This is a genomic window from Paenibacillus sp. FSL W8-0194, from assembly GCF_037969745.1.
In the GTDB taxonomy this organism is placed as follows: Bacteria; Bacillota; Bacilli; order Paenibacillales; family Paenibacillaceae; genus Paenibacillus_AQ; species Paenibacillus_AQ cookii.
In genome coordinates, this window is sequence record NZ_CP150205.1 from 4,199,777 (window position 1) to 4,214,290 (window position 14,514).

Below are 14,514 nucleotides of genomic sequence, written 5' to 3' on the forward strand. Positions count from 1 at the left end.
GTTTGTGCCTCCGTAGACATTTCAGAGGATGATGAATTTCTCCATGAACTGCCCGGCGACGCTTGTCTGCCTACCCTTATCTGCTAAAATGCTTGTTTACCAACGTCATTCTATCGATGCTTATCTACGATACGTTCTACCCATTACGAAATACCGGAGCAAGGAAAACGTAGCCGTCAAACGATTTGATTTTTTCCGACCAGGCGATCGTATGGGGTTTCGTGTATTGGCCCGATGCCGCCCCCATCGGCTCATCCAGCAGCGGCAGGTTATAATCGGCAATGTCGACGATTTCGAACCTGGCGTCCTCCCGCCGTTTGGCGATGTCGTACGCCCAATCCGCTACGGCCTTTCCGTGGCGCCCCGGGCGCGTGCTTCCGATAATGATGGCAATGTTCAACATGTGTTTTTCCTCCCTGTTTTTATTGGATAACGGTTCTAAATACATAGGTGAATCGCGTCATTGGAGCCTGTTATGCCTTTCCCTGCGGCTGTGCTGCCGGCGCACCTGCCGGCTTGATGCCGGAGCGGCTCTCCCTTTTCAAATACCAATGTCCTGCGATCAGCAGCACGGCATGCGCGGCCGCAAGCACCAGGAATATATTCGAATAGATGTATCCCCCGCCGCCTGTGCCGAAGCTCAGCGGATTCCAGACACGGCTTGAGCCCAGGTCCATGAATTTGCCGTTAATGGCTACGGCGACGCTCCCCGAGATGAAGTTCATCATGGAAAACATGCCCATGCCGACGCCCGTTTGCGACTTGGGAAGCGTTTTGGACGCCGAGCTGGCGAGCGCAATGTTCATGAAGGTTTGGCCCACGTTGCCCAGCACCAAAATCAGGGCGATGGCCGCCGGCGCTGCCCCCGTGAAGACCGACATCAAGGCAAAGCAGGACAGCAGCAGGACGGAGGCGATATGGAACACGAACGACACGCCCCGCGCATCGGCAAGTTTGCCTCCCTTTTTCCCCAGCAGCGCCGAGCATAAGGCTGCAGGCACAAGGGCGAGCCCGATCCATCCGGACGACAGCCGCTGTTCTTCCGCAAGCAGCAGCGGGCTTAAAAAGATCAGCGAATATGAAATGCCCGTCATCAGGAAGGTGCCAGCCAGGTAAACCATGTAGCTTTTGTTCTTCAAAAGCTGCGGCTGAATGAAAGGCTCCTCAGCCGATTTGATCCGGAGCCCGAACAGGATAAACGCCGCGGCGCCTCCCGCCATAAGCAGCCACGAATCTTCCGACAATCCGAACAGCAGCAGGCCCACTCCCGCGCCGAGCAAAATGGCTCCCGGCCAATCGACCCCTGCCGCCGTTCCCGGCTCGTCGTTCAAATATTTGCGGTACCAGGGCAGCAAAAGCAGCGTCAGCAGCGGGATGCAAAACAGCCAGCGCCAGTCCGCCACGCTGGACACGAGCGCAGATACGACCGGGCTCAGCGCATTGCCGATCGCCAGTCCTACCGCCGACATGCCCATCGCTGTTCCCCTTTTTTCCACGGGGAAATATCGGACGGGAATCAGCGTCGCCGTTGCCGGGATGACGGCCGCCCCTGCCGCCTGAAGCGCCCTGCCGAATATGACCATGCCGAATGTCGCGGAGCAGAGCCCCAGCACGGAACCGGCGGCGAACACGAGCAGGCCTGCCGTAAGCAGCTGCTTCAGCCGGTACCGGTCCGCCAACTTGCCGTAAATCACCGTCCCGATCGCATAAATGAGCGTATAGACGGACGTCATCCAGCTGACCTGCGAAAGGGTCAAATGGAACTGCTCCCGGATTTGCGGAAGCACGATGTTGAACATCCCCGCGCTCATGACGGATATGATCAAGGTGCAGGCCAATAAACGGATCAGCTTCATGGCCTGGTTTTGCCGGGCTTCTTCCTCCATAGCTCTCATCCTCCTCCAATAGTGTCTGTCAGTGCTAACTGACATGTGATGCAAAAGAAAAACGTCGTGAAGACGTAGTTCTAGGTTTCCGAACGGTTGGAACCCGATCAACCTATTGTCCCGAGAAAACAGACGGTGGGACCTCTTCCCGCAAATCCGTTCCGCGAGCGGGATCATGCCCGGGAAGGCCGCGCGAAAAGTTCACGGGGTCAACGCTTTCGCAAAAATATGGACGCTTTCCTCGATAAACGCATCCAGCGTTACGCCGGGGAAGTTTTCGTCTTTTTCCAGCTCATTCAAAAATGCGCCGAAATGCATCATCAAAAAGGACATCGCCTGAAGCTCCGGATTCGTCCGGACCAGCTTCCCCTTTTCGGACATGGCCACGAAATATTGCGTCAAAAATTCCATCAGCCGCCGCGGGTGCTGCTGCGTTTGCTGCCGGATTCCCGGAAGATGCGCTTCGTCCTTGATGCTGATCCAAATCATTTTCCGGTTGCGGCTCATCATCTCGTGGTATGTCCGCGCAATGAGCAGCAGATCGGCGTGCAAATTCCACGTGATCTTCTCCTGAAACAGCTTCGACATTTCCCCGGTATAATGGAAACGTTCAAAAGCTTCGTCGACCAGGTTCCGCTTGGAGCCGAAATGGCGAAACAGCGTTTTTTCGCTGACGCCGGCGGCCGCGGCGATTTCTTGGGTGGTCACCCCTTTATATCCCTTTTCCGCAATCAGTTCGATGGCGGAAAGCAGCATTTTGTCCCGGTTGCACAGTGCGTTTTCCAATGTCGCTTCATCTCCTTCAGCCATCGTGACAGTGTGTACTGACAGTCATAGTCTATCCCAAGATGTTCCAAGTGTCAATAGCCATTAAAAAAAGCCCCGCCTATTTTCCTTGCATCAAGGATCATTTGCGGGGACAAATCGATTGCCGGCTTCGAAACCGGCTTCGTTATTTAGTTCGGCAAAACGGGCCTCTCCTGCATGAAATCGCCGTATTCCGCCATCCAGCGCTGCAGTTCTTCCGCCAGCCGCCGGATGTGAGGGGCATTCGCGGGGTCGCCCGAAACGTCGTTCGTTTCCCAAGGGTCAGCCTCCAAATCGAACAGCTGGATCCGGTCCGTTCCGGTATCGGTCACCGGCGAACGGTAATAGCGGATGAGCTTCCATCTGCCGTCCTTGGCCATCCGCTGCACGTCGCGGTATGCCGTGCAGACGACGGGACGGAGACGCTCCCGGCCTCCGAGCAGGGGAACCAGGCTCACCCCGCCCGCACCGGCAGGCATCCGGAGCCCGCATAGCTCCGCCAGCGTCGGAAACATGTCGATGTTGCTGGCCAGCGCCGGAATCCGCCGTCCTTGCGGAACGCCCGGTCCCCGCAAAATGAACGGAATCCGAATGCTGTGGTCATAAACGTTCTGCTTGCCCATCAACCCGTGCTGGCCGATCGACAAGCCGTGATCCGCCGTATACACGATGATCGTATCCTCGTAGATCCCTTTGTCCTTCAGCGCGGAGACGACGCGCCCGATATGGGCGTCCATATGGGTGATCATCGCATAATAATCGGCGATATGGCGGCGGATTTCCGCTTCGTCCCGCGGGAGCCGCGCCAGCTTTTCGTCCCGCACCTCCATATCCCCCGCGTCAAACGGATGGCGCTCCAAGAAATTGGCGGGCAGCGGGATCGTCTCCGGATCGTACATTCCCGCATACGGCTCGGGCGCGGTACGGGGATCATGCGGCGCGGTATAAGCGAGATACAGATAAAAAGGCTGGTCCCGATCGTATTCCCGTATAAAATCGACAGCCGCGTTCGTAAACAGCTCGGTGGAGAACGTCTCGCAAACCTGTTCGCGTTCCTGCGGGTAGCTGCCTTCGGGATCAAACGGCTGGACCGGAACGCGGTCATGGTCGCTCATGCCGTAGAAAAACAGTTTGTCTCCCCCGGCGAAACTCCGGGCAAAGCTCCCCTTGTCGTTATGCCACTTGCCGACGGCATAGGTATGGTATCCGTCCGCCCGGAACGTTTGCGGCATCAGCGGAACGTCGGGGCGTATGTTCACGGAATGCTCCCAGACGCTGACGTCGCTTCCGACCATCGACCGGAAGATGGGCCGGCCCGTATTGACGCAAGCCCGGCTCGGCGCACAGACCGCCCCCGTCAGTCCCCCGAAAATATGCATTCCTTCAAGCGCCGTACCTTCGCCTGACAACGCGTCCAAGGTCGGCGTTTGGATGACGCCGTTGCCTGAAGACCGAATGGCTTCGTAACGGTGATCATCGGAAATGATAAAAACAACGTTTGGTTTTTTCATGTTGCAGCATCCCTCCTTTTTGAAATAGCGTCCTTCCGTTTTCAAAGCGTCATTAACGGCTAGGGGCCGAGTTCACGGCAGCGCGCTTCGGTGTTCGTCCCTACACTCCTCTGACCCGCAATAAAACGGTCTGAACGTCCGCCGAATGAGGGCCGACCATAACGTCGAATTCGCCTTCCTCAACGGTTTCCTCCAAGTTCCTTCCCACGAAAGAAAGCTGCTCCGCTCCGATCTCGAACGTCACTTCCCGGGTTTCGCCCGGCGCAAGGAACACTTTGGCGAAGCCCTTGAGCTCTTTTTCGGGCCGGGTTACCGAGCTGACTTTGTCGCCGATGTAAAGCTGCACGGTTTCGGCGCCGACCCGGCCGCCTTTATTCGTTATGCAGACCGTTGCCCGGGTATACCCGTTTGCCGCGATTTCGGAGTCCGAAAGGGACAACGGCCCGTATTCGAATTCGGTATAGCTGAGCCCGTACCCGAACGGATAGCTTGGTTTCGTATCGGTTTCAAGGTAACGTCTTCCGGTCGTTCTTTTTCCGTTGTAACGGACGGGCAGCTGGCCGACATCCTTCGGAATCGATACGGTCAGCCGGCCCGAAGGATTGGCATCGCCGAACAGCAGGTCGGCAAGGGCGTTGCCGCCTTCCTGGCCCGGATACCATGCTTCCAGGATCGCATCGGCATGTTCGTCGATCCACGGCTCCGCAACCGGCCGTCCATTGATATACACGACGACCAGCGGCTTGCCCAGCTTTGCGATTTCTTCCGCAAGCTCTCTCTGCACGCCAGACAGCGCAAGCGTGGCGCGGTCGATCCCTTCCCCGCAGTCCATGTCGCTGTGCGGGCTGTCCGTGACGATCGATGCGCCGGTGCGCAGGTCGATCGTGCCTTCCCCGAAATCGCGCGCGCTCGAACCGCCGAGCACCAGCACGACCACGTCGGCTTTTGCCGCCGTTTCGACCGCCGTGTCGAACCCTTCCCGGCTGTCATCCTTGATTCTGCAGCCCGGCGCGTAAAGCACGCGCTCCGGCGCATGCGCCAACCGGTTCCGGATGCCGTCCAGAACGGTGGAAACCTTTTGCCGGGGCTGCGGGGACGTGTAATCCCCAAGCTGGTTGTACATGTTGTCCGCATTCGGGCCGATGACGGCGATTTTGCCGGCGCCATCCTTGCTTAACGGCAGCATGCGATCCTTGTTTTTTAGCAGCACGATGCCTTCCAGAGCCGCCTGGCGGGCCAAAGCGGCATGTTCGCGGCTGCCGATGATCCGGGCCGCGCGCTCCGGGTCCACGTACGGCCGCTCGAACAATCCGAGCTCGAATTTGATGCGCAAAATGCGGGATACCGCCTCATCCAGGACCGCCATGTCCACGCGCCCGTTCAGCACCGCCTGCTCCAGATGGGCCCGGAACATGTCCCCCGACATTTCCATGTCCACGCCGGCCTTCAGCGCGGCCGCGGCCGCTTCTTCCGGACTTGCCGCCGTATCATGTCCCCATACGAGCATGTTGATCGCCCCGCAGTCCGTGATGACGAACCCGTCGAAGCCCCACTGCTTCCGCAGCACGTCCGTCAGCAAATACGGATCCGACGTGCAAGGGATGCCGTCGATTTCGTTGTACGCCGTCATGACCGATTTCGCTCCGGCCCGGACGGCCGCCCGAAACGGCTTCAAATCCACCTCGTGCAGCTCCCGCAGCCCCATATGCACCGGCGCGCTGTTGCGCCCGCCCTCGGAGCTGCCGTAGCCCGCAAAATGCTTCAGGGTAGCGACGACGCTGTCATCCGCGTCCAGGCGTTCCCCCTGCAGCCCCCTGACGGCCGCTTCCGCCATGACCGAGGCCAGATAAGGATCTTCCCCGTACGTTTCCTCGGTGCGGCCCCAGCGCGGATCGCGGACGACATCCAGCACCGGGGAATACGTCGCCGCCCCGCCCTGGCTGCGCGTCTCCAGCGCGATCGCCCGGCATATCCGCTCGTACAGCTCGAGGTTCCACGCGCTGGCCAGCGACAACGGAACCGGAAAGACGGTGGCCCCGATCGCCATATGGCCGTGGGAGCATTCCTCCCCGAACAGGATCGGGATGCCGAGCCGCGAATGCTCTATCGCGTAACGCTGGATGGCGTTCATCGTTTCCGCCCCCTCCCGCGGGGAGAGTCCCGTCTCCAGGGTGACCTCCGTCCACGGATCGGCGCGCAGCACGCCGTAAAGCGAACCGATTTTGCCTTGGGCCGCTTCCTCTTTAAACGACTCGGTCAACGTAATTTGCCCGCCGTGTCGCTCGTACACTTTCCAGCCGAACAGCTGCACCAGCTGCCCCGCTTTTTCCTGCAGCGTCATCAAACCGAGCAGATGCTCCGTTCTGGCTTCGATGCTTAAAGATGCGTCTTTGTAATTCACCGGTCGTGCTCCTCCTCCGTGACATATCCGGTTTTCCCGGCATGAAATCATTCGATGAAACAATAAAGGCAATAGCCAACCCCCGGCGAAAACGATGGAGATGTTGGCTATTGCGGCTTGGAACGTCAGGTTATTTTCCGGTGTTCCAGCGGTCGTATGCTCCCTGGTACAGCTCGACGATGCGGTCGGCCCCCATTTTCTTCAGCTGGGCCACGTAGCTGTCCCAATCGGACAGCGGCACTTGCCCGGTGACGAATTTCGCCTCCATCTGCTGCACGTACGTATCGAGGTCGGAGAACAATGCGGAAGCTTCCGACTGTTCCTCGTTCGTCAAGTATACGTTAGGGAACGGCGTTTTGCCGATCGGCACGAGTTTTTCGGCGTTTTCTTTATCGATCCAGGCGTCAAAGTCGGTCCGCAGCCCTTTCGTGACTTCCGGATCGTTGATGCCCGGCGTCAAAATGCCGAAGTTCGGCGTAATCGTTCCGCGGTATTCTTCGCGGTCGCCGCCGCCCGGAACCGGCAGCCATTCCTTGACGTGGTTTTCCTTGTCTTTATATTTCCACAGCGTGCCTTCAGGTCCCTGGTTGAAGAGCGTGGAACCTTCATAGCCGTACAGGTAGTCGATCCAGCGCATGGTCGCTTCCGGATTCGGGTTTTTGTTTGTGATCGCAAAGGTGCCGTTGGCGGACATGCCCGGATGTTTGCCGTAGACCGGCGTGCCCGGAATTTCGCTTTTCACCGGCGTCATGAGCGGGTTGTCCCCGCTTGGCTCGCCGCCGAGCGTAAAGTAAGGATAATAGTCGTTAAACAATGCGATTCGGTTGTCCTGCCCTTTCGCCTTTTTCTGGTCAGGCGTCTGCGAGAACGTTTCGTGGTCCAGCAGGTCTTCCTTCCACAGCTTGTTCATGAACGTCAAATATCCTTTGTAGCCTTCTTCCTGTGGAGAATAATGCACTTTCCCGTCTTTGTCGGCGTAAATTTTTTCGTCGTACATGCCCCAGAAGCCGAAGAAGTACATGCGCAGGTCGTCCAGCTTGACGGAAGTCAGCGGAATTTCATCCTTTTTGCCGTTGCCGTTCGGGTCCTCCTCCTTGACGCGTTTCAGGAACGCGTACAGCTCGTCGGTCGTCTTCGGCAGTTCGGTGACGTTCAAGGCTTTCAGGAATTTGCCGTTGTACCACATCGGGCTGCGGTACCAAACGGCGGCCGTATCGATGAAAGGAAGCGCATACATATGTCCGTCCGGCGTCGTGAAGGATTTGCGCACGTCCGGATGCTCGTCGAGTATTTTTTTAATGTTGGGCGCGTATCCTTCGTCGATGTATTTTTCAAGCGGCAGCAGGATGCCCTGCGTACCGTAGGTTACCTGCTCCGACGGCTTCAGGTCGGCGGCGTACAGCATATCCGGCAGATCGCCGCTCGCGAACATCAGGTTTTTCTTCGTGGCGAAGCTGTCGATCGGCGAAAGCTGGGGCTCCAGGTGAATGCCGGTCAGTTTCTCCATTTCTTTCAAGACGGGCATCTGGTTCCAGTCCGCTTTCCCCGCATCCTGGGACATCACCTTGAGCGTAATCGGTTTGTCAACGATCGGGAAGCCTTCTTTTTTGACGCCTTCGGCCGCTGACGGGGACGCTGAGCCTTTTTCTCCCGCTCCTTCTTTGGAACCGCACGCCGCCAACAGGCTGACGGACACCGCGAGGCAGAGCGCAATGGATGAAGCCTTGCGAATCTTGTTCATGACAACAACTCCCTTTTTCAATGTAAGTTATTGATATATGGCAAGATCAGCCCTTGACGGAACCGATCATGACACCTTGCACGAAATAACGCTGAAGGAAAGGATAAATGACGATGACCGGCACGGTGGCCACGATGATGACCGCGTATTTCACCAGCGCGGCAATCTCGGCTTTGCTGTTCATCGCCGCGGCCGTCGAGGCGTCGATCGCCCCGCCGCCCTGGGCCGCCATCTCCTGCAACACGAGGATTTGGCGCAGGACGAGCTGCAGCGGATATTTGGCCGAATCGTTCAAATAAATAAGCGCCGAGAAATAGCTGTTCCAGTTGCCCACGCCGTAAAACAGCGCCATGACCGCAATGATCGGCATCGACAGCGGCAGGATGATCTTCACGAACAGCCGCATGTTGGTACAGCCGTCGATTTGCGCGGCCTCCTGCAGCTCCTTCGGAATCGAGCTCTGGAAAAACGTGCGGGACACGATGATGTTCCAAATCGATGCCGCAGACGGAATGACGATCGCCCACATCGTGTTGATCATGCCGAGCTGCTTCACCAGCAGGTAGGTCGGTACCAGCCCGCCGCCGAAAAACATCGTCACCATGAACATGCCCATAAAGAAGTTGCGGCCGACGAAATCCCTGCGGCTCAGCGCATAAGCTGCCGGCAGCGTAACCACGAGGTTGATGGCGGTCCCTACCGCCGTATATAAAATGGTGTTCGCGTATCCGTTCCAAATGTTCGAATTTTCAAACACCCGTTTGTAGCCTTCAAAAGTGATGCCTTTCGGCCACAGCCACATTTCCCCGGAACCGACGAACTTCGGATCGCTGATCGATGCGCTGATCATATACACCAGCGGATAAAACACGATCGCAAAGGCCAAAAAAACGTAAATGTAGTTGCAGACGAGAAACGCCTTGTCGCGTTTGGTTTCTTTTACGCCCGAAAGCATCCGCGCATCCTCCTTTCTACCACAAGCTGTTTTCGCTCGTCCGGCGCACGATTTGATTCACGACGATCAGCAGCACGCAGTTGATCACGGAATTAAACAAGCCGATGGCCGTCGAGAAGCTGTATTGGGCATCCACGAGCCCCGAACGGTACACGAACGTCGAGATGACGTCGGAAGAACTCATGTTGAGCGGATTTTGCAAAAGCAGTATCTTTTCGAAGCCGACCCCAAGCAAACTTCCCATATTGAGAATCAGCAGGATCGTCATCGTCGGGATGAGCGTCGGGATGTTGATATGGCGGATGCGCTGAAACCGCGAAGCCCCGTCGATGATGGCCGCTTCGTGAAGCCCCGGGTCCACGCCGGAAAGCGCTGCCAAATAAATGATCGTGCCCCAACCCGCGCTTTGCCACACGCCCGATAACACGTACATCGTTTTGAACCATCTCGGATCCGTCAAAAAGTCAGGCGCTTGAAGGCCGAGCCCTTCAATGACATGAACGACGATGCCCGTCGAAGGGGACAGGAACGAGATGATCATCCCGGCCATGACGACGACCGAAATGAAATGCGGCGCGTACGTGACCGTTTGGGCCAGCTTTTTGAAAAAGCCGTTTCTGACCTCGTTAAACGCAAGCGCCAGAATGATCGGAATCGGAAATCCGACGGCGAGTTCGTACAAGCTGATGCTCAGCGTGTTCCACAACAAATCCCAAAAATAATACGAATGGAAAAAACGAATGAAATGGTCGAATCCGACCCACGGGCTGCCCGTGATCCCTTTGGTGGGAATGAAGTTTTTGAACGCGATTTGGATGCCGTACATCGGCCCGTAGGAGAAAATGAGAAAGTACAGAAACGCCGGCGCGATAAAGATGTACAATTCCCAGTTCTGGACGATTCTTTTCCAGACGCCTTTGCCGGATGTTTTGCGTTTCGGTACCGCTCCCAGCGGGATGGCCGTTTTCGTATCCTGCATAGAACCACTCCCTCATCCACTGATGAACGTTTTGGCTGCCCGCTCCTTCCCGGACTACATGCCCCGGCGGGCTGACAGCGCTTACAACCCCAAAGATATCCGACCCCGCGGGACTCGTAAATATGCCATTTTTGCAAAGGGGCAAAAACGCGCTCCGCTCCTAAATTCGTGCCGGACTCCAAACGTCGTTGTCAGGCGTAAATATGTCATTTTTGCTTGGATTTACGCCCTTTTGAGCTCCCGACCGCAAAAATGACAATGGGCGCACAACCCTTGACAGCGCCCCGTTTAAGCTGACATCAAAAACGCCATGTATACGCTTACAGGCGTATGACGGTTTTTTTATTGACGCTTAAGGAAGATAGATCGTCCCGGATCGAAACGGGGCCCCTGCCTTGCTCCTGATCCTGACCGGCGCAAAAAAGACACGCCGTTTCCGGCGTGTCTTCGCCCGGGCTTCCGACCCGATATCGAACCGATCAGACGCGGTCACTGATCCGCTTGGATCGTCCCTTATTTCAGCACGCTGCCGCCATATAAAAAGCGGTACTTCCAGGAGTTCGTAAAGTCCGTCACCACGACGCCGCCCGCCTTTTGCGAATAGGTGTGCAGAAGCTTGCCGTCCCCCAGGTACATCGCGACATGCGTGATCCGCTGGCTGGATTTATCGATGCCTTGGTACGCCGCGCTGCTGGAGCCTCTGTAGCTCATGAAAAAGAGGATGTCGCCGCGCTTCAGGCCGCCCACGTCATAAACCGGCGTGCTTTTTTCTTTGATCCAGGCTCCCTGCTGGCGGGAATCGGCAGGAAGCACCAGTCCGGCCCCTTCCTTGAAAATTTGGCGGATGAAATCGGAGCAGTCGAAGGTCGTCGTCGTATTCCGGTTGGAGCCGAATTCATACGGCGTGCCCAAATATTTCATGCCCGTCTGGATGACCTTCTCGATGGCTGCCGATGCGTTCTGGGAAGGTTTCGGCGCCGCCGTGTTTCCATCCGGTTTCGACGGTCCCGCCGAACCTGTGGCCACTTGGATGTACTTGCCGGAAGCGCTGGTGTAACCGACCTCGCCGGACGACGTTTTGACCTTGTAATAATACGGCGTGCTTTGGGCCAAAATCGTCACCCGCTCCCCGCGCTTCAAATAACCGAGAACATGGCTGGAGAGGGAAGGCTTGTCCCTTAATCGGACCGAAGCTTGAACCAAGCCGGTCTGAACCTTGGCTGCCGATTGGACTACGGCCGAAGCCTCCGCCGCATGGGATGGGGTTGGAAGCAGGAAAGCTGCCGAGATTGCGGCCGATACCGCAAAACAGCCGAGAATGCTTTTCTTGATGTTGATCATGTTGTTTCCTCCTTGAAAATATTACATTTTTGTAACATTTAGGTTATAACGTTGCCTCAGGCATTGTTTGCGTTGTACTGTTCACCATTATGTCAGAGCTTGGACGTTGGGACATGGTCAATATTTCACAAAAAATGACGCCAAATTATGGTTAAATTTAGGTCGTAAGTCCTTTTTTCTCCTTGAAAATGGTTTCAAAGGAATAATTACGATTTTGTAAACATAAAAAAACGGCGCCACGATCCGTTGACCGTAAACGCCGTTTGTCGTCGCTGGCCGCACGGGCCGCCAACAACAAGGCAAAAGCTTTTATTCATCTCTTCCTTCGTAACGGAAATGGGAAAAATCGGCATGTATGCCTTGGAACTGCTGCATGTCGTGGACCGCAATCCCTATAAAGTTCCCCGTAAAACCTCCGCTCAGGAAGCCGATGTCGGTCGCCCCATGCAGCGGCTGCCAATCTTCTTCGCCGGCACCGGCCCGGTAATAAAACCGCGCATTCGTGCCCTCCGCTTCCACCGACAGCTGGACCGACTCGTCCGGAACCGGAACAAGTACCGGCAAAAGGGCGAATTCGTCCGCCGCGCAGCGCATCATCCGCAGCACCTTCCCCTGTCCTTCTTCATGGGTGGCATAAGCGTACAAATAATTGTCTTCATTGAGGTACAGCATCAGCCCGGCCATTTGCAAATAACTTTCCGGCGCAAATTCGAACGCGGTTTCGGCGCGAAAACGGACGTCGGTTTGCCGGATCGCCACCATATGCTGGCGGAACAGGCTTTGCGGAGACTCCCCGGCGCGGATCCGCAGATATCCGGGGCGCTCGCGCTGGGAACACCAGCTTTCATCCGCCAGGATCCGAAGGGTATTCCACGTTTTGTTCAACCGCTCGCCATCAAAAGCGTCCTCAAAAATATGCCGTTCCGTCCGCTCCGGCACCTTCACGCCTTGGGGAGCCGGCACCTCCGTGCGCGGCGCGCTGCCGCCTCCGGTCAGGCGCAGCCAGCCTGCGTCGTCCCAATACACTTGCTGAAGCGCGGTTTCCCGTCCCAAAATGGCGTATTGGCCTTCGACCGGACGCGTGCATAGATGGGCCATGTACCATTCGCCTGCGGGCGTCTGCACGAGGCTGCCGTGCCCTGCGCATTGCAGCGCCAGCTCCGGCCGCTCGCGCGAGGTCAGCATCGGATTGAGCGGGTCCACTTCGTATGGGCCGAGCAATTCCTTCGACCGCGCCACCGTCACCGCGTGTCCGGCCCCCGTTCCGCCTTCGGCCGTAATCAGGTAATAATATCCGCCTCGTTTGTAAATGTGGGGCGCTTCCGTCTTTTTCAGCCAGGTGCAGTCGAACAGCTTATGCGGTTTGCCCACAAGCCGCCGCTGCCCGGGATCGTATTCCTGAATGACGATGCCGCTCGATTTGTTTCCTTCCGTGATGCGGTAATCCCATAAGGCGTTGAGCAGCCATTTCCGCCCGTCCTCGTCGTGGAACAACGAAGGATCGAAGCCGCTGCTGTTCAGATACACCGGTTCGGACCAAGGCCCTTCGAGCGAGCTTGCGGTGATCAAATAGTTATGCGCATCCTTAAACGGGCGTTTCGTGCTTTTCACGTCGGTGTACAACAGGTAAAAAAGGCCGTCGCTGTAGCTGAGCTGCGGCGCCCAGATGCTGCAGTTTTTCGGATTGCCCCGCAAGTCGACCTGGTCCGTAAGCAGGTCGGTGAAATGCTCCCAGGAGGCCAAATCCCGGGACCGGTACACCCTGATCCCCGGAAGCCATTCAAAAGAAGATACCGCGATATAATACATGTCGTCCACGCGCAAAATGCACGGGTCCGGATTAAATCCTTTCAAAATCGGATTTTTGATCACGCCTCTTGCCGTCGTTACTGCCATGTTCCGTTCTCTCCTCCCTGAATCCAGAAATCCGTGCCTAGGAACACGTCTTTTTTATCCGGGGCCGCATCAAGCGAACCGGTGCACAACGCCCATGGCACCCGCCGCTCCCGCAGCGTTTTGGCGTCATGAACCCCGAATTCCCGGTAGCGGACCGTCGTTTCGTTGGCGGGATTGTCCCAGTTATGCCAGCCTTCGGGAACGATATGCCCGCCCAGCTTGCAGCTGACGAAATCCGTTTTGGCATGCGCCCTCCACGGACGGCCCAGATACACGCCCGTCACCCCGGGTTCCGCCGTCAACGCGCAATCCCGGAACACGTAGCCGTGTTCCGCTCCCGGCGGCGTCGAAGCCGCCGTCACGTACCCCCGGCTCCCCCGCTTCGCATGGGCCAAGCTGCGAATCTCGCACCGCTCGAAAAAGGCGGTCGCTCCGCCGAAAATAAAATCGACGTTGCCTTCGATCCGGCAGTACTGGTACAGCTGGCGGCAGCGGTCATGGCGCTCTTTTAACGGGATGCCGCCAAAGGAGCCCCCATGCTTGGGCGCCGGGGGCAGCGGCCCGGTAAACAGCGTATCCTGATGGCCTTTGAAGGTGCAGTGCCGGAACACGGCTTCGTCGCAATAGGCGGATACCGCAACGGCCTGCCCGATGCCGTCTCCCTGCCCCGCCGCATTGGTTACGATGAGATTTTCCAGCAGCAGCCGCCTGCCGCCCAAAAACAAGGTCGGCGTCGCAAAGGTTCCGATCTCTTCTCCCGTTTCGCCCCTTTGTTTGGCGTAACGGTTCATCGTCAGCTCCACGCGCCCGATGCCGACGATGCGCAGGTTCGAGCGGTAAATCCGGACCGCCTCCTCATAGACGCCGGACAGGATGTACAGCGTCTCCTGCCGCTCGCCAGGCATCCGTTCCAGCGCGTCTACCGCTTCCCGGATCGTATGAAAATCGCAAAAGCTCTCTTTTCCAACCAGCATGCCGCATGGCCGTCCTTTCTTTG

The 14,514-nt window shown here is 57.2% G+C and carries 11 protein-coding genes; all 11 read right to left on the reverse strand.

What is annotated here, in order from left to right; translation table 11 throughout:
* Positions 1 to 136: 136 nt before the first annotated feature.
* Entirely contained in the window at positions 137 to 403 is a 267-nt protein-coding gene (locus tag MKY58_RS19180; RefSeq protein WP_339321650.1) for an NAD(P)H-dependent oxidoreductase, read from the reverse strand.
* 70 nt (positions 404 to 473) lie between these two features.
* Complete coding sequence (locus MKY58_RS19185) at positions 474 to 1,886, reverse strand: MFS transporter (protein ID WP_339321651.1); 1,413 nt, start codon at positions 1,884 to 1,886, stop codon at positions 474 to 476.
* A gap of 201 nt (positions 1,887 to 2,087) precedes the next feature.
* Positions 2,088 to 2,642, reverse strand: coding sequence for a TetR/AcrR family transcriptional regulator (locus MKY58_RS19190; RefSeq protein ID WP_339325204.1), 555 nt, complete (start codon positions 2,640 to 2,642; stop codon positions 2,088 to 2,090).
* A 200-nt stretch (positions 2,643 to 2,842) separates the two neighbouring features.
* Positions 2,843 to 4,204: a sulfatase-like hydrolase/transferase gene (locus MKY58_RS19195; RefSeq protein ID WP_339321652.1), complete on the reverse strand. Its 1,362-nt coding sequence runs from the start codon at positions 4,202 to 4,204 to the stop codon at positions 2,843 to 2,845.
* A 100-nt stretch (positions 4,205 to 4,304) separates the two neighbouring features.
* Positions 4,305 to 6,605, reverse strand: a complete 2,301-nt coding sequence (locus MKY58_RS19200; protein ID WP_339321653.1) for a glycoside hydrolase family 3 N-terminal domain-containing protein — start codon at positions 6,603 to 6,605, stop codon at positions 4,305 to 4,307.
* Between the two features lie 130 nt (positions 6,606 to 6,735).
* Complete coding sequence (locus MKY58_RS19205) at positions 6,736 to 8,346, reverse strand: extracellular solute-binding protein (RefSeq protein WP_339321654.1); 1,611 nt, start codon at positions 8,344 to 8,346, stop codon at positions 6,736 to 6,738.
* A gap of 46 nt (positions 8,347 to 8,392) precedes the next feature.
* Entirely contained in the window at positions 8,393 to 9,301 is a 909-nt protein-coding gene (locus MKY58_RS19210; protein WP_036706506.1) for a carbohydrate ABC transporter permease, read from the reverse strand.
* Positions 9,302 to 9,317: 16 nt separating this feature from the next.
* Entirely contained in the window at positions 9,318 to 10,280 is a 963-nt protein-coding gene (locus MKY58_RS19215) for an ABC transporter permease subunit (protein ID WP_036706504.1), read from the reverse strand.
* 513 nt (positions 10,281 to 10,793) lie between these two features.
* Positions 10,794 to 11,621 carry an NlpC/P60 family protein gene (locus tag MKY58_RS19220; RefSeq protein WP_339321655.1) on the reverse strand — a complete coding sequence of 276 codons (828 nt, stop codon included), beginning with the start codon at positions 11,619 to 11,621 and terminating at the stop codon, positions 10,794 to 10,796.
* 309 nt (positions 11,622 to 11,930) lie between these two features.
* Positions 11,931 to 13,517, reverse strand: coding sequence for a glycoside hydrolase family 43 protein (locus MKY58_RS19225; protein WP_339321656.1), 1,587 nt, complete (start codon positions 13,515 to 13,517; stop codon positions 11,931 to 11,933).
* Positions 13,508 to 14,491 (reverse strand): pectinesterase family protein, encoded by a 984-nt coding sequence (locus MKY58_RS19230; protein WP_339321657.1) that lies wholly within the window; start codon positions 14,489 to 14,491, stop codon positions 13,508 to 13,510. The genes MKY58_RS19225 and MKY58_RS19230 overlap by 10 nt, the downstream gene beginning before the upstream one ends.
* Between the last annotated feature and the right edge of the window lie 23 nt (positions 14,492 to 14,514).